The organism is Eudoraea algarum (genome assembly GCF_050589645.1).
In the GTDB taxonomy this organism is placed as follows: Bacteria; Bacteroidota; Bacteroidia; order Flavobacteriales; family Flavobacteriaceae; genus JBNGOQ01.
Map to the genome: position 1 here is coordinate 1,185,038 of NZ_JBNGOQ010000001.1, position 17,595 is coordinate 1,202,632.

At 46.1% G+C, this 17,595-nt stretch carries 23 protein-coding genes; 2 read left to right on the forward strand and 21 right to left on the reverse strand.

Annotation, left to right across the window (positions count from 1 at the left end):
• The first annotated feature begins 58 nt into the window (after window positions 1-58).
• Window positions 59-694, forward strand: a complete 636-nt coding sequence (gene rsmG, locus ACRD67_RS05490) for a 16S rRNA (guanine(527)-N(7))-methyltransferase RsmG (protein WP_430966033.1) — start codon at window positions 59-61, stop codon at window positions 692-694.
• Between the two features lies 1 nt (window position 695).
• On the opposite strand, the gene ACRD67_RS05495 is transcribed toward rsmG, so the two are convergent.
• From ACRD67_RS05495 to ACRD67_RS05560, 14 genes are all read right to left on the reverse strand, one after another.
• A complete protein-coding gene (locus ACRD67_RS05495; protein WP_430966034.1) occupies window positions 696-824 on the reverse strand; it encodes a hypothetical protein in 129 nt (42 codons plus the stop codon).
• A gap of 156 nt (window positions 825-980) precedes the next feature.
• The gene (locus ACRD67_RS05500) at window positions 981-1,388 is read right to left on the reverse strand and encodes a hypothetical protein (protein ID WP_430966035.1); all 408 of its coding nucleotides are present in this window, start codon (window positions 1,386-1,388) and stop codon (window positions 981-983) included.
• A gap of 89 nt (window positions 1,389-1,477) precedes the next feature.
• Window positions 1,478-2,239, reverse strand: a complete 762-nt coding sequence (locus ACRD67_RS05505) for a cyclase family protein (RefSeq protein ID WP_430966036.1) — start codon at window positions 2,237-2,239, stop codon at window positions 1,478-1,480.
• A gap of 7 nt (window positions 2,240-2,246) precedes the next feature.
• Complete coding sequence (locus ACRD67_RS05510) at window positions 2,247-2,570, reverse strand: hypothetical protein (protein WP_430966037.1); 324 nt, start codon at window positions 2,568-2,570, stop codon at window positions 2,247-2,249.
• Between the two features lie 11 nt (window positions 2,571-2,581).
• Window positions 2,582-3,289 carry an SGNH/GDSL hydrolase family protein gene (locus ACRD67_RS05515; protein WP_430966038.1) on the reverse strand — a complete coding sequence of 236 codons (708 nt, stop codon included), beginning with the start codon at window positions 3,287-3,289 and terminating at the stop codon, window positions 2,582-2,584.
• Window positions 3,290-3,370: 81 nt separating this feature from the next.
• Window positions 3,371-4,165, reverse strand: a complete 795-nt coding sequence (locus tag ACRD67_RS05520) for a hypothetical protein (RefSeq protein WP_430966039.1) — start codon at window positions 4,163-4,165, stop codon at window positions 3,371-3,373.
• 124 nt (window positions 4,166-4,289) lie between these two features.
• Window positions 4,290-4,979: a DUF4386 domain-containing protein gene (locus tag ACRD67_RS05525; protein ID WP_430966040.1), complete on the reverse strand. Its 690-nt coding sequence runs from the start codon at window positions 4,977-4,979 to the stop codon at window positions 4,290-4,292.
• Between the two features lie 151 nt (window positions 4,980-5,130).
• The gene (locus ACRD67_RS05530) at window positions 5,131-5,466 is read right to left on the reverse strand and encodes a hypothetical protein (protein WP_430966041.1); all 336 of its coding nucleotides are present in this window, start codon (window positions 5,464-5,466) and stop codon (window positions 5,131-5,133) included.
• A gap of 61 nt (window positions 5,467-5,527) precedes the next feature.
• Window positions 5,528-5,896, reverse strand: coding sequence for a VOC family protein (locus tag ACRD67_RS05535; protein WP_430966042.1), 369 nt, complete (start codon window positions 5,894-5,896; stop codon window positions 5,528-5,530).
• Window positions 5,897-5,989: 93 nt separating this feature from the next.
• Entirely contained in the window at window positions 5,990-6,802 is an 813-nt protein-coding gene (locus ACRD67_RS05540; protein ID WP_430966043.1) for a sigma-70 family RNA polymerase sigma factor, read from the reverse strand.
• 49 nt (window positions 6,803-6,851) lie between these two features.
• Entirely contained in the window at window positions 6,852-7,235 is a 384-nt protein-coding gene (locus ACRD67_RS05545; protein ID WP_430966044.1) for a RidA family protein, read from the reverse strand.
• Between the two features lie 122 nt (window positions 7,236-7,357).
• On the reverse strand, window positions 7,358-8,563 hold the full coding sequence (locus ACRD67_RS05550) for an alpha/beta hydrolase family protein (protein WP_430966045.1): 1,206 nt from the start codon (window positions 8,561-8,563) through the stop codon (window positions 7,358-7,360).
• A gap of 128 nt (window positions 8,564-8,691) precedes the next feature.
• Window positions 8,692-9,129: a nucleoside deaminase gene (locus tag ACRD67_RS05555; protein ID WP_430966046.1), complete on the reverse strand. Its 438-nt coding sequence runs from the start codon at window positions 9,127-9,129 to the stop codon at window positions 8,692-8,694.
• Window positions 9,130-9,230: 101 nt separating this feature from the next.
• The gene (locus ACRD67_RS05560) at window positions 9,231-10,139 is read right to left on the reverse strand and encodes an NAD(P)/FAD-dependent oxidoreductase (RefSeq protein ID WP_430966047.1); all 909 of its coding nucleotides are present in this window, start codon (window positions 10,137-10,139) and stop codon (window positions 9,231-9,233) included.
• 88 nt (window positions 10,140-10,227) lie between these two features.
• On the opposite strand from ACRD67_RS05560, the gene ACRD67_RS05565 reads away from it, so the two are divergent.
• Window positions 10,228-10,605, forward strand: coding sequence for a Fur family transcriptional regulator (locus ACRD67_RS05565; protein WP_430966048.1), 378 nt, complete (start codon window positions 10,228-10,230; stop codon window positions 10,603-10,605).
• 125 nt (window positions 10,606-10,730) lie between these two features.
• On the opposite strand, the gene ACRD67_RS05570 is transcribed toward ACRD67_RS05565, so the two are convergent.
• From ACRD67_RS05570 to ACRD67_RS05600, 7 genes are all read right to left on the reverse strand, one after another.
• Window positions 10,731-11,186 carry an SRPBCC domain-containing protein gene (locus ACRD67_RS05570; protein WP_430966049.1) on the reverse strand — a complete coding sequence of 152 codons (456 nt, stop codon included), beginning with the start codon at window positions 11,184-11,186 and terminating at the stop codon, window positions 10,731-10,733.
• Window positions 11,179-11,529: an ArsR/SmtB family transcription factor gene (locus tag ACRD67_RS05575; RefSeq protein ID WP_430966050.1), complete on the reverse strand. Its 351-nt coding sequence runs from the start codon at window positions 11,527-11,529 to the stop codon at window positions 11,179-11,181. The genes ACRD67_RS05570 and ACRD67_RS05575 overlap by 8 nt, the downstream gene beginning before the upstream one ends.
• Window positions 11,530-11,680: 151 nt before the next feature.
• Complete coding sequence (locus ACRD67_RS05580) at window positions 11,681-12,022, reverse strand: YciI family protein (RefSeq protein WP_430966051.1); 342 nt, start codon at window positions 12,020-12,022, stop codon at window positions 11,681-11,683.
• A gap of 167 nt (window positions 12,023-12,189) precedes the next feature.
• Window positions 12,190-13,818: an L-glutamate gamma-semialdehyde dehydrogenase gene (pruA, locus tag ACRD67_RS05585; RefSeq protein WP_430966052.1), complete on the reverse strand. Its 1,629-nt coding sequence runs from the start codon at window positions 13,816-13,818 to the stop codon at window positions 12,190-12,192.
• 916 nt (window positions 13,819-14,734) lie between these two features.
• On the reverse strand, window positions 14,735-15,121 hold the full coding sequence (gene apaG / locus ACRD67_RS05590; RefSeq protein ID WP_430966053.1) for a Co2+/Mg2+ efflux protein ApaG: 387 nt from the start codon (window positions 15,119-15,121) through the stop codon (window positions 14,735-14,737).
• A 3-nt stretch (window positions 15,122-15,124) separates the two neighbouring features.
• On the reverse strand, window positions 15,125-16,171 hold the full coding sequence (locus tag ACRD67_RS05595) for a DUF3667 domain-containing protein (RefSeq protein WP_430966054.1): 1,047 nt from the start codon (window positions 16,169-16,171) through the stop codon (window positions 15,125-15,127).
• A 147-nt stretch (window positions 16,172-16,318) separates the two neighbouring features.
• The gene (locus ACRD67_RS05600; protein WP_430966055.1) at window positions 16,319-17,563 is read right to left on the reverse strand and encodes a type IX secretion system plug protein; all 1,245 of its coding nucleotides are present in this window, start codon (window positions 17,561-17,563) and stop codon (window positions 16,319-16,321) included.
• Window positions 17,564-17,595: the final 32 nt, after the last annotated feature.

The following is a 17,595-nucleotide window of genomic DNA, read 5'->3' on the forward strand; positions in this document are numbered from 1 at the left end:
AATTGGCCCTTATTTATGAATCAGAAAGTGCTAATTTTGCCGAAATGCAAATATACACATGAAAGCGGACATCGTCTTTAAATATTTCCCAAAATTAACCCAAGTACAAAAGCAGCAATTTATCTTGCTGGAGAAATTTTACCAAGATTGGAACCAAAAGATAAATGTGGTTTCCCGAAAGGACATAGACGAGTTGTATTTGCGACATGTGCTACATTCCCTTGGTATTGCTAAAGTACAGGAATTCCTGCCAACGACTTCTGTCTTGGATGTGGGTACCGGTGGTGGATTTCCGGGCATCCCTTTGGCCATCCTCTTCCCTGACACGCAGTTTGTACTGGTGGATGCCATTGGAAAAAAGATCAAAGTGGTGGAAGAAGTGGTTCAGGGCCTGGACCTTACCAATGTGCAGGCGGTCCATAGCCGTGTGGAGGATTTGGAGATGCGCTTCGATTTTATCGTCAGTAGGGCTGTAGCGGCCATGCCCACCTTTGTCCGTTGGGTAAAGGGCAGGATAAAAAAGGAATCGCTCCATACCCGTAAAAATGGAATCCTTTATCTGAAGGGCGGAGATCTTAGCGAAGAATTGAAGGACTATCGTACCGCGCAGTCCTTTGACTTGGCGGACTACTTTTCGGAAACTTTTTTTGAGACCAAGAAAGTGGTCTACCTCCCTGTTAAGTTTAAGGGTTGACCTATAAGGTGAACATGCCGTAGTACGCTCTTCTGTACTTCCTTGCATAGATGCGCAAATGCGACATCAGGTGAATGTACGCAGAGGTAAAAAACAGCTTTGTTCTGGTGTAAGACTTATGCCATTTCATCGTTGAATGCTTTGGGTTATGCCCTATAAAGGGTAGAATATTACGTTTAATTTACAATTGCTTAACGTTAAATTTACATAAATATTGCGTAACAAGCTTGTTATTTTTTTAAATAGTTGATATTCGGTGAGTTTTCGGAAGGCCTAAGGACCTTGTTTATTGCTGCACTACGCAGCTAAAATCAATAAGGCACGCAAAGTTATCGGGACTCCATACTGTGCAAAAATCACTAAGTTCATTTCGGTCCACAGCGACCCCTACCGCACCTAAAGAAGTCCCTTCGCAATCCAATACGGGAACGACCTTATTGATGAGGGGATTACAATCTTCATACAGAAAAACCGTCTGCCCGTTCCAGGTAGCCTTAGTGATATAACAGTATTGAATGTCCGGGGAAGTGCTCTGTTCCCTATCGGCAATCTCGTCGCGCAACCAATCCAGATCTTCCAAGATGTTCGCAACACCGCAGGCACTACGCTCGTCCTTGGAATCGTCATCATCGGAACAGCAAATTATACAAGATAGGCATACCAAAAGGAAGGCCAGGAAATGTGGTGGTTTCATAGGAATGTTTTTTCATAGATGGGCAAAATCCAAAGGGTTGCTTTACCCTAAGATTCTTACAGGAGGAAACCGTCCAGTACACATTTTGGCTAATCGAGCAAGGCCACCACCCGGGCCGGTGCGGCCGAGGCACCAACAATTTTTAGCGGAAAAACCGCCACCTTAAAGCCTGTATGGGGAAGGGCATCCAGGTTCACCAATTGCTCCATATGGCAGTACTCCTTGTTCCTTCCCACCAAATGCGCTTCCCAGAACAATTCGGGGTTTTGGCTCTCCTTGGCCTTTTTTATCATGTAGGGCAGGGGAAGGTCCCATCCCCAGGAATCTATGCCCATCACCTTTACGCCCTGGTCTATTAACCATTCGGTAGCCGCCGCGCTCATACCGGTACCGATTTTATGAAAATCCTTGGTGCCGTTATAGGTATCCCGCCCGGTTTTGATCAATACGATCATGCCTGCCACTACGGTTAGGTTGTTATTGCTTAAAAAGCTTTGAATATCGTTTACGGTAATCGGGTCAAAATCTGCCTTGTGCTTCATGTCCACGACCAAGCCTTCGCCATAACACCATTCCAACGGTACTTCATCGATTGTTTTGGACCGCTTCCCCTCCGTAGTGGGGGCATAATGCCAGGGCGCATCGATGTGTGTGGTGGCGTGGACGCCCATTTTTTGGATACTGTCATCGGCCCAGCCCACGAAGCCTTTGGGAAACAGCTTAAAGGGCAGGCCAAAAAGACGAATCAGCCATTTTGCCTTTCTATGGGGCTTGTGCTTGATTTTTACGCGCATAAACCAAGGATCGTTGCGGTTGTACCGTATGGGTTTGGACAGATCTATGATAGTCATGGTATTGCTATTTTGGTTCGAGTGACATCACATAATCATAACTTTCATCCAGATAATGGGCAAGGGCATCCAAATCGTCGAGCATGTGTTCGGGGATTAACACATAACCCCTCATGACTGCCCCATACGACCTAAAAAACGTAGTCTGGAATTCTTCCAGATATTTTTCCTGGGCCTCCTTGGAAAAACGAATTCCGATTTCACCGGCTTTGTTCAATTGTGAGAACATATGACCGTTGGCCGAGGTGAAGTGCATGGTCTTGCCCTTTCTTTCAAATCTGGGGCATTTGGCCACCAGTTTGTCATAGATTTCCAGTTTCTCGTTTTTCATGGTGTACAGGTTTATCGATTCATATCCTTTTTTTTATGGACTAGTTGGGTCATCCCTTGGAAAGAGCGGGTGTCCGGAACCCATTTTTTGACATCCTCGAATTTCAGTTCGGACAGCTTTTCCTTAGGGAACAGTCCATGGAAAATGGTAAGGGCCGCCAAAAAGGTACCGGCAGGAGATGGATGAAAACCATCCGGACCGTAGAGCTGAGCGCTAAAGTCGTTTTTCCCATAGGTTTTCCAATGCACACCTACCGGAAAAAGGAGGGCCCTAAGCTCCTTGGCAGCTTGTTCGTGGTTAGCAATTACCTTGTCAAAGGTAAAATAGTACCGTTTAGAGGGCCACACCATGTAATAGGCCAATTGTGCACCGTACTGCGCACAGACATTCTTTATTTTTTTCCCATACTCGAGCAACATCTGTTTCCCCGCTTCTTGGGAGGATGGCCCCTGTTGCACAATGACGTAGTCAAAATTTTGTTCGGCGAGCATTTTTTGGAACAAACCGTCGTTCCAATGATCTTCAAGTGCGTAGTTGGGGAAGCAAAGGGATGTAGTTTCGAGCGATTTATCAAAATTTTTGGCAAGGTAGGCCACTAATTGTGGTAAATCATTGGTGTAGGTGAGACTGTTGCCCATGAAGAGTACTTTTTGGGCGTGCAACGTGGCACTGAAGCACATAAAGGCAAGTAGCAAGCGAATCCCTATCCATAATTTCATATCCTGGTGGTATAGTCGTGCTTAAATATAACCCACTTCCGTTAATGTGGCAAACTGGCCATCACCACGGCCGATTTGCTACTAAGCCGGTCCGGCCGCCTCAATTTCATCAAAATAGCGCATCACTTTTTCTTCCGTTTCGCCCTGAAGGGCAATACTTGGGTCGAACAGTGTGGTTCGCAATTCCCTATAAAGCGACACGGCACTCCTAAGGCTGCGGAGCAGCGCCTGCCTATCGTATTCGGGGAGGGTCTGCCTTAAGGCCTCATAATCCTGTGCTGGTAATTGTGACTCCACTTTTCGGACACCACGTGGGAGCTGACCATTTTTGATATGGGACAAGGGACCCAAGACCACCATCCGCAGAAAACCAAAAAAGTCGAATGCCTCCATATACTCGCCCCGACCTATCTTCAAAAGTGCGTAGTGTACCCAAATCCAAAAACGATCTTCGATCCACTGGTAATCCGGATAGGGAAATTTGGCCGCTGAAACGCTTAGGGCCTTCTCCAATGCCCCTGCTTTGTCCAGAAGGATTGCCGGGGTTTCTACCCGATCATGGAACTCCTGCAGTGTTACAAATTTAATATCCACATGCAATAAGGGCGCATCGTAGAGGCATATCAAAACCCTGGGTTCCCCAACGTGTTCTCCGGTAAACCCCGAGAGTAACCTGCCTAGTTTTGACGCCGCTAACAACATGCTGTCTTTGTCCCCGGAAATACGTTCCTTGGTCACCAAGATCAGGTCCAGATCGGAATAAGGATCTATTTCATCGGTTAACCAGGAGCCTCCAACGGCAAGTCCGTGGATGGTGTCATCCTTTCTAAGGACTTCCGTGGCCCTTGTAACAAAATCGGTATGTGCCCTAAGCATAGCTGATCATTATTTTGGAACGGCTTATCTCAATTTGCACGATTCCACGAACTATTGGGGAATCTATGCTGTTAGGGGATTAAAGGTAGTATATTTCCGGATGAAAAAGTAGTGGAGCTTTTGGTTATTGGTCGGATTCCTTGGCCCCCATGATCAGCAGCCAAAGACAGGTGCCTATTTCTCCAATACTGGCCGGTATAGTGATGTAATCGGCTATGGCCAGTTCGTAGTAATTGGGCAATAGGACACGACCAAAAAAGTCCAGAAGATACCCGATACAACCCAACATTAGGAAGATACCCAGAAATTTGGGCAGTATGCCCGATTTGAAGATTAAATACCCCAATGGGAACAACCAAAGGGCCCAAAAGACTTGGGAGATCAGATGTCCATCGTTATAGAGATCCAAATGTATCATGAGTTGGGACTGCAGCTGTTCCATGGGGATGCCCTGCAGATATTCGGTTCCGTTCACCAGTTTCAACACCGCAAATTTATGTTGTAGATTCAAGAAAGATATGGGTATGCTGACCGCGGCAAAGGCCACCATTAGGATGGCTTGGGTCTTGTGAACATGATGTAGCAGTTTGTAAAGGATCAAGGGCAGGAGCAAAAAGAACACATAACTGACCAATTCGGTAGCTATGCTTACCCTAAACAAGGTTTCCGATGTCCTGATGTTGTTTAAGGTGGTTGTGGGATCGTCCCATACATAGAGTTGGGAGGGCACGTAGAGCAAGCTGAAGATACCGCTGACCACGAGCAGCAGGTAGAGAAAACCTGCGGTCCTCGCTGTTTTTTTATTGGAGATCATCGTTAGTTGTTTTCTCAAGGAGGACGATTGCCGCACATATTTGTTACATGTGCATTGTGAAATATCCATACGATCACAAGGCACTGGACAGGGAGCTTTTTCAGAAAATATGGATACCCCATCTGATGTTTTTTATCGCAATGAATGGTGGCTACCAAATTGAAATCAAGGTTAGGCCTATTCCTGAAAGCCCCACGATTGCGTGAATAATTATGGCCGATTTGGGGCCCAGTTGTCCCTTTTTATGATTGTTCACCAAGTAAAGTCCACCAAAGGCTGCCATGAGCAATAGGCCCAGAGCAATCCATAATTGGGACAACTTCAGTGAGTAGGCGTTATACCCCAACAGCCCAAGCACCAAGAGGCCTATGACGCCATGGATATTGGCCGCGGAAAGCGGCGGTTTTTTGTTGGAAAAGATGCTGTAGGCCAGATAAAGACCACCCAGAATGGCCAATACCATAACCAATGTTAAAAGTACTTTCATGTGTATTGAATTTTATATGGATAAAAAAAGGAGAGCGATTTCCGCTCCCCGTAAATTTGATTTAGGCGGAGTGGAAGCCTATTAAATTGCCCTCGGTGTCTGTGGCCAAAGCAATATTCCCAAAATCACCAATGTTCATTTTGGGCATAACAATGTGGCCGCCGCTTCCTTCCACTCTTTGCAAAACGTCATCCAAACGGCCATCCACGTCAAAATAAATGGTTGCTCCATCGGCACCGGGCTTTTGCTGCGGATTGGAGCCAATGGATCCACTTACACCGCCGTCCTGTGGGTTGGAAAAGAAGGCATTTTCAAATCCGTCCGGACTGGGCATGCGCATCATTTCAATTTCCAACACGCTGCTGTAGAATTTAATAGCTCTGTCAAAATCCGTTGAGGGTAGATTAAACCAATTGATTACGTTACTCATTTTCTTGTTTTTAGATGTTAATAAATAGCTTGTCTACTACTTAGACTGGCCTGCACCCAAAAACGGACGAAAATTATCGTAAGCTTCTATAAATCAGCTAATTTTAGATTTTTTGGCCAATTGCGTCTTGGCCCAATCGGGGGAGTTCTCTATGAGGTAGTTATGCAGATCCATGCCCTCTGCATTTAACGGATCTACGTTTTGGGCCAACTGAAAGCGCAATTGTAGCAACTGCCCATAGTTTTTGTTCCTGGCTTCTTTTACCATCTTGATCCGGTTGAGTTCAATTTGGGTGTCCTGTTTTGGATTAAAGCGCTTGTTAAGCCCTGTGCATTGATGACAGATACCCTTCTTATTGATCAGGGCGCATTTTTTTTCGAAGATGCGGGTCATGTTATTTCGGGCATCTGCCAGGGTATGTTTTACCTTACCTTCGGTAAGTCCAGTAATGACCATGATTTCCCGTACTTTAAAACCGTAGATCTCCTTTAGCAGCAAACAGATCTGATCGGTAAGCAAGAGGGTTTTGGAAATGCAGTTCAAACAATAACTGATATGCTCCCTAATGACAAATTTACCGTGTTCGGAAGTGCGGGAAATCTCGAATTTTTTTTGCAGCAATTGACGGTTCTCCACATGGGCGTCCTTTACCAGTTCCATCCAATCTTCGCCCCATCTTTCACGGGCCCGTAAACTGTCTTTAGCCAAATTGGTGGCAATGGCAAACACCCAGGTTTTAAAGGCCGCATTTTCCTTAAAGGACCCAAGATTCCTAAAGGTTTTAATGTAGGTTTCCTGGGCAATGTCCTCCGTTTCCTGTTTATGGGTCACCAGCCGATAGATGTACGATTTCAGCTCTTCCTGAAATACAATGAACTCCTGTTGATATTTTTCTGTTCTGGACATGGTATTCGTTTAAATAGGGCTTGTTGCCAGCTTCATATTCGATTTCTCTTTACAGCACGCAATCTGCTTCGGTTTCCACGAGCCAGTCTTTTCCTATAAAACCCTTTACTTCCACAAAGGTACAGGCCGGCCCAATCTGCGCAAAAAATTCCCCATGTGCCTTCGCAGCCTGTTCCCATTGCGTTATGTCCTTTAGGTAGATTCTTGTCCGAACAATATTGCCGGCCGCTCCTCCAGCCTTTTGGATGGCATCTATCATGATTTTGATACAAGTCTTGGTCTGACCATAGAGGTCATCGGGATGCGCGGTGGTGCCGCTCGGCAAAATCGGTGCCGTACCCGATACCGCTATGATGTTTCCTAGACGTACCGCTCTAGAGAAGCCTATGGGTCGTTCAAAATTGGACGAGGAAGCAATGTTTTTTCTATCCAAGCTCAGGGGTGTAAATTTCCGTTAGCTAAATGTAAGGATTAATTTCTTTTGGCCCCGCCCGCGCAATTGCCATGGGAACGTCACCATCAGGAAATAATGCTTTTAGGGAGATGCTTGTGATACTACTCGAACTGTGCTTCAGGATAGTTGCGGAGCAAGCTGCTCCAAGTTGCTTTTTTCCGTTTCAGATGCGCATCAAAAAAAGTCAGAAGGATGTCGCTGATTACATAGGTATTCCTAGTGGGATGCAGTTCCCCGGTATTGAAGATGTTATCTTTTCCAGAGAATAAAGGAAGGTCGGTGAAGTCGGAATGTCCCGTGCCTATTATTTTTAGCTGCTTAAATTTTGGTCCGGCAAGGGAATAGACTGCGGTGTTCAAGGCATCGGGTTGCGGATATCCACCCCGTACATATAGGAAGGGTTTCTTGAACCTATGGCCAATTACGACTGGACCAAACTGCCAGCCATCCAGATTTACGGCCACTTTGATCCGGCTGTCCGAAATAAGGGCATTTGCCATGGCCGAACCTCCATACGAATGTCCAAACCCACCAATTTTTCTGGTATTGAGCCGCTTGTGAAAAGGACCTGCCCTGTCCTTATTTAATGTAATGGCCAAATCTATGGCGGAAGCAATGTCAGCGGGCCAAATTTTCATATCACCGGAGGCGGGGAAATCCGAACCGTAGAGGGTTTGTACCTTGGCGCGTTTTGCCTCTAGATCTGCCCCGCTCTTTACAAAGGTCATCATATCTTCCCAGCCCGTGTTGATCGCATCGGTCCAACGCTTGTCAAAATAGGTTCGGTTTGCAGTTACCACACTGCCATCCGGAAATTCCACCGCGATGGAATTGTAGGTGTGCGATACCGCAAAAACAAAATAACCATGGCTCGCCAATTGCAGCATAAAACTGGTGTAGAGCTCCACTGGGGTAGAGGAACCATGGGAAAAGACCAGTACAGGAGCGGCAGGGAGGCCAGGAACCACCTTGGCATTTAAATGGGCATGGGTCTTTAGCTGTTGCATAAACGAAATATCAACGCTATCACCAAGCTTTTTGGAGGCCTTGTAGGCCTGGAATACCTTGGGGTGCATATAGCGCGCTAGGTCCCCGTTACAAGTTGAGGGATACCAGACATCTACAGCAAGTTTTCTAAAATCGGACGGAGATTCTGTATACTGTTCGGGACGATCACCAATGTTGATCTGGAACTTCATTTTACCCACGCAATGTGGTCCGGACGGTTCCGGTAATTGCGGAAATAAAAACTGGGAGAACAGCAGTGTACAGGTCTGGGCAAATAGGATGATGGATCGTAAGCACATGGCAATGGACAGGTCATTGGGCGACCATTACCGTCAAGATAGTTGAAAAGTGGCTTGCCGGAGTTTAACCGAAATACATTTATGTGCGTTTTGAAGCATTCGTACCTATTGCCATCCTTTAAGGACAACTAAACCCCAATATCCTCGTTCCAGAGTTGGGGATTAGCCGCAATAAATTCGTTCATAAGTGCCTTGCACCTGGCGTTATCGGCCACGACCACTTCTACGCCCCTTTCCTTTAACAGGCTTTCCTCGCCCATAAAAGTTTTGTTCTCACCAATGATTACTTTGGGGATTCCGTATAGGAGAATAGTGCCGGAGCACATGGGACAGGGCGATAGGGTAGTGTACAGGACGCATTCCTGGTAGACCTTTGCCGGTTGTCTTCCCGCTTGCTCCAAGGCGTCCATTTCACCATGCAGGATAACACTGCCTTTTTGTACGCGCCTATTGTGTCCACGACCAATGATCTTTCCATTATGGACCAATACGGAACCAATGGGAATACCACCTTCCCGGAGTCCTTGTTCAGCCTCTTTGATTGCTTCCAAAAGAAATGTATCCATGTTTTCCTGTTTTTGGCTCATCCAGCTATTATTAGGTAGAAAAAGTAGTCAATTCCGGCCAGGAAAGCAACCCTCATGTTATAGGAGCGAACGGATTTCCATCAAAATGCCTCTTCAATAAGTTCTTTGTTCACTACTGCTCCGGCTACGGTTCCTGCGGCTACCGCATTGGATACCGAACGCATAAAGGTAGTATTGTCGCCGCAAGCAAATACCCCGTCAATGGTCGTTTTTTGAAACAAATCCACTTCGATATAACCTTCTTCGGTCAACTCGCAGCCCAAAGCTTTTGGAATGTCGGAATGTTGCTCAAAGTCGGTCCTGGCATAGAGCGCTTTCAGCATGGTCTTGGAGCCGTCCTTGAAATGGACAACTTTTATTTGTCCTTGGTGATGTTCAAAGCGGTCGACTTCCGTTTCGATAATGTTTATGTTGTGCTCCCTTAATTTTTCCGTCTGTTCCCCGGTCAAGGTTGATTTTCCATTGGTAAACAGGCTGAGGTCCTCGGTCCAATTATGAATCATTTTTGAAAACTCGAAACCGTATTCTCCGTTTCCGAATACAGCTGTTTTTTGGTGTTTGACTTCGTAACCGTGGCAGTAGGGACAATGAATGATGGAAATGCCCCAACATTGGGCAAAACCTTCTATGTTGGGCATGATGTCTTTGATGCCCGTGGCAAAGATGAGTTTTTTGGCAGTGAACCGATCTCCGGATCGGGTAGCGATCTCAAAACCTTTGTCTATTTTCCTTGCGCTTAAAGCGTAGCCCTCATGAAATCTTATGGTCGGGTAGTTCGCCACCTGCTTTCTCGCTTTAGACGAAATTTCCTGGGGTGTTTGCCCGTCCTGGGTAAGGAAGTTGTGGGAATGGGGCGTTTGGGCATTACAAGGTTTCCCACTGTCTATGATTAAAACCTGTCTGAGTGCCCTGCCCAGGGCCATGCCCGCGGAAAGTCCGGAATAACTTCCGCCGATAATAATCACGTCAAAATCTCTATCATCTATCATTTAATGGTCTTTTGTGCTGCATATAGATTGCAATTTAGTTTGCAAATATAAGAATTAATCGTACTATTGCAACAAAGTCGCAATAAAAATGAAAAGAAGGAACACTGGACCAAAAACAGCGGTTTTGGGCGCCCTAAAGGCCGCAAATGCTGCCTTAAGTCATGACATGCTGCAATCCGAACTGGGAACGGCCATTAATAGGGCAACGATATATCGGGTTTTGAACAGGTTCTGTGAAGATGGCCGGGTACACCGCATCGTAGGGGATGATGGTAAACAGTACTTTGCACTTTGCCTAAATTGTGATGAGCAAAAGGGCGCACACAACCACAATCATTTTCATTTTAAGTGCGTTGCATGTGGAAAGGTAGAGTGCTTGGACCATGAAATTGCCGTTCCCTTGCCCGATGGGTATTCCTTGGAACGTTTTAATGGATGGATATCGGGTCGTTGCAATAGCTGTTGATCAAATCTGCGGCCCCGAAAGGGGCCATCGTCATCATATTGGGCTTACGGTAAAGATTGTACCGCTACCTCGGTTTCCTAATTTATTAGCTTGCGATATACTCTTGAACCGATAGGTTATGTTCCTCAAGGCTGAAGAAACTCTCCAAGCCGGTCGAACACGGAACCCCAACCATTGTAAAAGCCCATTTGCTCCTGTTGTTTGCAGTATTCCTCGGTGGCGTGTACGCAATTAAAGGTAAAATGGGTCTTGTCCCCTTGTTCCTCAAATAGTGCCTGTATTTCCACACCCTCGGTCATAGGTTTGAAGTCGGCCGAGGAGACTATTTTTTTGCGTTCAACGATTTCCAAATAGACACCTTCTGTAGTGAACTCCTTTCCATCGGGCATGGTCATGGCATATTGCCATTTGCCGCCCACCCTGAAGTCGTGCTCAATTACGCGGGTCTCCATGCCTTTTGGTCCCCACCATTGGGCGATATGTTCGGGTTGGGTCCAGGCTTCCCACACCAGTGCAATTGGCGCATTGAAGGTTCTTTTCAAGCTCAGGGTCCTGTTTTTTAAGTCATCGGTTTTACTCATCTTTTTTATTTTTTGCCTGCCCGTCCGGCAAGCGGGTTTGAAGTTTGTTTAGATAGTTCTCGAACGAATCCAGTTTTTCCTCCCACAAACTGCGGTATTGATCGATCCACAGGAAAGCGGGGATGAGGTTTCTCGGCTGAATTTGGCAATAGCGTTCCCTGCCCTGCTGTGTGATATCGATGATTCCGCACTCCTTTAGGATTTTTAGATGTTTGGAGATGGCGGGGCGACTCACATCAAAGCGGTCCGCCACGGCGTTGATCGTAAGCGTTTGTTCTGCCAAAAGGTTTATGATATCCCTACGTACGGGATCGGCTATCGCCTGAAAAACATCACGTCTCATACATTTATGTAACTGAATGGTTACAAATATATGTGTAATCATTCGGTTACGCAAATTTATTTTGATAAAAAAACCGAGGTCATGGTCTTTGTCTTTTCCTGGATAAGGATGGAGTGGGCTTGGGCTAAGTGTTCCGAGATGGGGAGGTCACCTATTTTAAGTTCTCGAAATATTGTATGCCCATGGAAAAGGGAAAAATGGAAGCGGTTTGAATATGTTGTGCTACGGCGGGATCTCCTGCCATAATTTCTTTGGCTTTTTCGAGCGAAGGCGCCTGAATTACGGCTAGGCCGAAAAGGTTTTCATCCCCGGGCTCCAGTTTGGTCCTTCCGGCAAAGACCAATATGCCCATGCGGCCATGAGCGTCAATAAATTTAGCATGCTCCTCAATAACCTTGAAGGTCTCGTCTGTCCAGTTTTCCGGGATGTTGTACTTAGGTGTCAGCTTTAGGTGGTAGATAAAAAGATCTTTGTTGTTAGCTGTTTTTTTCATTTCTTTTCTATGTGGATGGGCCCTATCTGGAGTTTATCGAGATTTCCGAACCATGGGGCAGGGCTGTTTAAAGATAGAAAACTTGTAGGAATGAAATCAATGCTATCCCCAACAAAAAAACCACCTTCAATAGAAGATGGTTCTTTACGTGTATTGTACTATTCAAGTTATCCCAAAAACGGATACCTGTAATCCTCCGGGGTCACAAAGGTCTCCTTGATCAGGCGCGGGGACACCCAGCGAAGCAGGTTCTGCGCGGAACCGGCCTTATCATTGGTGCCTGAGGCCCGGGCTCCACCAAAAGGTTGCTGCCCTACCACGGCGCCTGTAGGCTTATCATTGATATAGAAGTTTCCTGCACAGTTCTGAAGGGCTTTTGTGGCCTCTTCTATGGCGTAGCGATCCGTTGCCAGCACGGCGCCCGTTAAGGCATATTCCGAGGTGCTATCCACCAGTTGCAAGGTTTGGGACCAATCCCCGTCCTCGTATACATAGATGGTGACCACCGGTCCGAACAATTCGGTCTCCATAGTGGTGTACTTGGGGTCTGTGGCCAGGATTACCGTAGGCTCTATGAAGTACCCTTTGGATTTATCATATCCACCACCTGCTATAACCTTTGCCGTGGCATCGTTTTTAGCCTGGTCAATATATTTTGCGAGTTTATCAAAGGACCCTTCATGAATCACTGCTGTGATAAAATTGGACATGTCCTCAGGGCTTCCCGGAGGATTAAAAGAGGCGATATCTGCCTTTACCAAGTCCATGATTTCCGATGCTGTGGATTTGGGCAAATACACCCGTGAAGCGGCACTGCATTTTTGTCCCTGGAACTCAAAACCGCCCCGGGTAATGGCCGTGGCCACCTGTTGTGGTTTGGCTGTGGGATGGGCCACAATAAAGTCCTTTCCTCCCGTTTCCCCAACGATCCGTGGATAGGTCTTATAGGTATGGATGTTGTTGCCAATCTGTTTCCACAGTTCCTTGAACACATGGGTAGATCCTGTAAAATGGATGCCCGAAAAATCGGGGCTAGCCAAAACGGTCTCCGTAATCATTACGGGATCGCCATAGACCACGTTGATTACCCCGGCGGGCAGTCCTGCCTCCGCAAAGACATCTACAATGACCTTGGCCGAAAATACCTGACTGTCACTGGGTTTCCACACCACTACATTACCCATCATGGCGGCACTGGTCGGAAGGTTACCGGCAATGGCCGTAAAGTTAAAAGGAGTAATGGCGTAGACAAAACCTTCCAGTGGGCGGTACTCTACGCGGTTCCATATGCCTTCAGCAGAATCGGGTTGCTCTTCATAGATCTGCGACATATACTCCACATTAAAACGCAGGAAATCGATTAATTCGCAAGCCGCATCGATCTCGGCCTGGTGTATGGTTTTGGACTGGGCGATCATGGTAGCGGCATTGATCTTGGCTCTATAGGGGCCTGCAATCAGCTCCGCTGCTTTTAAGAAAATTGCGGCCCGCTGTTCCCAATGGAGTTCAGCCCAAGCGGTCCTTGCCTCCAAGGCGGTTTCAATGGCGCTGGATACCTGTTCCTTATCGGCCAGATGGTATTGGCCTACCGCATGTCCATGGTCGTGCGGTGGCGACATGGTCCTGGTATTTCCCGTGCGTATTTCCTTTCCTCCAATGTATAGCGGTATATCCTCGTTTCCATTAAAGTACTGCTTGTATTGTGCCAATACGGCTTCCCGTTCCGGGCTGCCGGGGGCATAACTTTTGATAGGCTCGTTGAATGCCGTGGGGACCTGAAAAAATCCTTTACCCATGATGATCTTTATTTAAAATTAGTCGCCGCAAAGGTAGTGAAACCATGAGGGGAAATAAAACAAAAAAGGGGGCAAGTTCAAAGTTCAAGTACAAGCTCAAGTTCAGGTTCAAAGTTTCAGGTTTCTGGTTCAAGCTCACCGTGAACTGTTCACTGCCAACGACCTATTTTAATCGCCCACTGTTCTCGATACGATCTTCAGCCCGTCCCGGCCGATACTGAATCACAGATCACTCGAACTGACGTGGGCTTTACTAGGTTTTATTGAAGCGGGAATAGCGATTAGCGATAAGGGGACCGATTCAGAAGTCGGAGGTCAGAAGTCGGAAGTCAGCGCTGAAATCTTATATCTTACCACTGCCAACTGTTCAAAGTTCAAGGTTTGAAGTTACGGTGAAGGAGCATCTAACTTAGAATTTAAAACTTAGCACCTAAAACCGTCTGTTGCTTGCTGTTCACCGTCAACCATCAACTGTGAACGGTCAACTGTTTACTGCCCACTGCCGACTGCCGACTGTTCAAGGTTCAAGGTTTCAGGTCCATAACTCAAAAACTCATAATTCAAAACTTAACACTGCGCACCGATAATAGGTAATAGCGATTGGCGACAAGGGGACCGATTCAGAAGTCGGAGGTCAGAAGTCGGAAGTCAGCGCTGAAATCTTATATCTTACCACTGCCAACTGTTCAAAGTTCAAGGTTCAAGGTTTGAAGTTACGGTGAAGGAGCATCTAACTTAGAATTTAAAACTTAGCACCTAAAACTGCCTGTTGCTTGCTGTTCACCGTCAACCATCAACTGTAAACGGTCAACTGTTTACTGCCCACTGCCCACTGCCCACCATCCACCATCAACTATTCAACCATGTCATGGCGAGAGGGAAAAAGAATAAAAAAGAAATGTGAAAACGGCCTGTCTTAGTTAAGTGCAAAAGGTGCACTAAACTTAAAGGTAGGGATATAGACCCTGAATTTTTCCGTAGAACTGAAGTTGACCATGTTGTAGTGCCCTTTCATAGCCCCGAGCGGTGAAGCCAACAAGCATCCAGAGCTATAGGTATGTGATTCGCCAGGACGGATGACCGGTTTTTTGCCAATGACACCCTCCCCATCCACGATTTCCATTTCGTTCAGGGCATCGTAGATCTGCCAGTGCCGCGAGGTCAATTGTACGGAATCCTTGCTCTGGTTCTCGATGGTAATGGTATAACCAAAGGCAAAGTGCATTTTGTAGTTTTTGAAGAACGTCCCTTCAAAACTAGTATCTACCGAAACTTTGATGCCTTTTGTTACTTGTGTGATCATTGCTTAATATGTAAAAATGCTTCCGGCCAATAAAATCGTCACGGAAATCGATGCTAAAATAAAAAAAATAGCATTAAGAATAAGGTATTTAACAATAGTTTTAACGCGCCCCTGCTGATAGAAATTCCGCATTGCCTTGTAGAGGTATATCAAGAAAATCAATAAAAAGATCCCACTCGAATCCACTTTGAATACGGCATCTATCAAGAAGCCAATGATGAGCAAGATAAATAACAGGGATTGATTATGAAAGCTAAAAATAAGATGATCGGTGTAATTGTATTTTTTTCTGATGTACATCAACCAAATGAAGAGTGCAAAGACCGGTAAAAAGAAGAAAATCGCAAACGGAAGTTTGGCAATCATGTCGTTGAGAAAGCTACCTGGCTGCCGCATGGCCCGGGAAGCGCTGCCGGCAGTATTGAAAGCCATTCTGTTCTCCCAAGTCTCCTGGACGGCAAAGGAATCCCGCGCTTGATCAAAACGATGGATTTGCCTAGCTTCCATGACCGTCTGAAAAAACTCCTGCTTTTGCAGGTACCGGTTAAAAAAACCCTCTTGGTTCAGACTTTTGAAATGGCCTGTAGGATCTGCAAGTATCAAGGAATCCCGATCAAGGGTAGCCTGCTTTACCACCTTGGATATCCCCAGGGAATCCAATTGCCTTAGGGCTTCCTGCTGATCTTCATCGGTCAGTTCGGCTGCATCCGCTGAAAAGGTCAAGCTTTTGCCTTCCGTGTTGAGAAAAGAACCGCTGCCCTCTTCCCCAAAGCGATCCAGCGTCTCAAAATTGCCCGAGAAGTTCAACATCAGAAAGTATATAAAGGCCAGGCTTAACATAAACCGAAAGGGATTGGTATAGGACACACGTTTTCCCGCTACATAGTCTGCCGTAATCCGCCCCGGTCTCAACAAGAGGGCGGCTAGCGTCTTTAACAGTTTGGAGTCGTAATTGATAAGGTTGGAGAAAAACTCGTCAAAAAAGTCCTTTAGGGACAGTTTCTTGGTGCTGTTGGCCTGGGAACAGTTGGGACAATATTTGTCGCTCATATCCAGGGGGTGTTGGCAATTTAAACATTGGGTGCCCCTGTATCTCAGCTTATAGCGTCCTTTCGGTACAATGTTTGGTTTGTTGGTCATGGTCAAAGCTTGAAAAGGAACCGCGATGCCGTGGGTCCGATCCAAGGTAAAGATACATTAATTGGCAATATTTCTGGAGTTTACAGAGCCCACGCCCAAGACACTGTCATAGATATCGCCGAAGTTCCTGTAATAGACCAAAATCGTATAATTGTTTTCCGTAAAGTGAAAATTGCCGCAGACCGTGTTCAGGTCTATAACATCACCCTCTCTTTCAATAACGTATTTGTAATTGTGAAAACCCTGTTTCATTTTGATGGAGGCCTCCATGAGGCCGGTGTCCTCATTGTAGTGCATTTGGTTTTCCTCGTTAAGGGCATAATTGTTGTATTTGCCAAAGACATAGACCTTGTCCAATGCAAGTGCATCGGTATAAGGCAGGCTAAAATGTACATTGGTATATTCTGCCTCACGTGAAACATCCGTACCTTGGAGCGTTCGGATTACAAAATCCCCGTTGATATCCGGGTAAAAGGTATAGGGCCGTTCGGATCGATAACGGTCGGTAAATAAATAGTGGTTATACAGTTTCTTGAACTCGATGCGCGAAATCACCGCACTGGGTGCCCGCAAATCGCTGGTGTCAAAATTTAAGTATTCGTTTCCCCCGCAGAAACTGGTCTCCTGGTCATACTTGTACACCAGTTCGCTTCCCAGGGTAAATTGAGGTGCAATATTGTAGCGGGCGGTAGGCCAATGGTAGTTTTGCAAGATGGCCACCTTAACCTCCTTTTTCGGATTTACCAGCTGAATACCGGCGGGATTCAGATTAAACTGCACCACCTGTTTTTCGTTGAGGTAGTTAAAATCCCTTGAACGTTTTACAATGGCGCCAACTTTTACCACATCCCTGTAGACCACAAACCTTCGGGAGAACTGCAGCTCATCATAACTGTTGTAGATTTCAATAAGGTAATTTCCGGTCACTTTTAAGCGCACTTGGGCATTGGGAATGCTGAGTTGGTAGTTGGAATAGGGCTGTAAGGTGGTATAGCTGTTTTCGTAATTTACGATACGCTGGTTGTCCATTCCCGTAAGGAATTGGGACTTGAGCAAACGCGAGGGGGTCCAGTCGTAATCGCAATGAACAAAACGGTAGTAATAATCCTGTTCGTTGGCCAAAATGTCATCAAATTCCAAACGAATCGTCTCTCCCAATTGTACAATGGGGAACTGATCTTCCGTAGGTCCCTTAAAGATGATGGATTTGATATTTGAAGGGGGGTCAACCTCTTCCTGTACCTGCGCGAACATCGATGAAACAAAAAGCAAACAAACAATTTGTTTAGGATTTAACCGCATTTATTTTGTATTTTTTGGGTAAAGGTAAACAA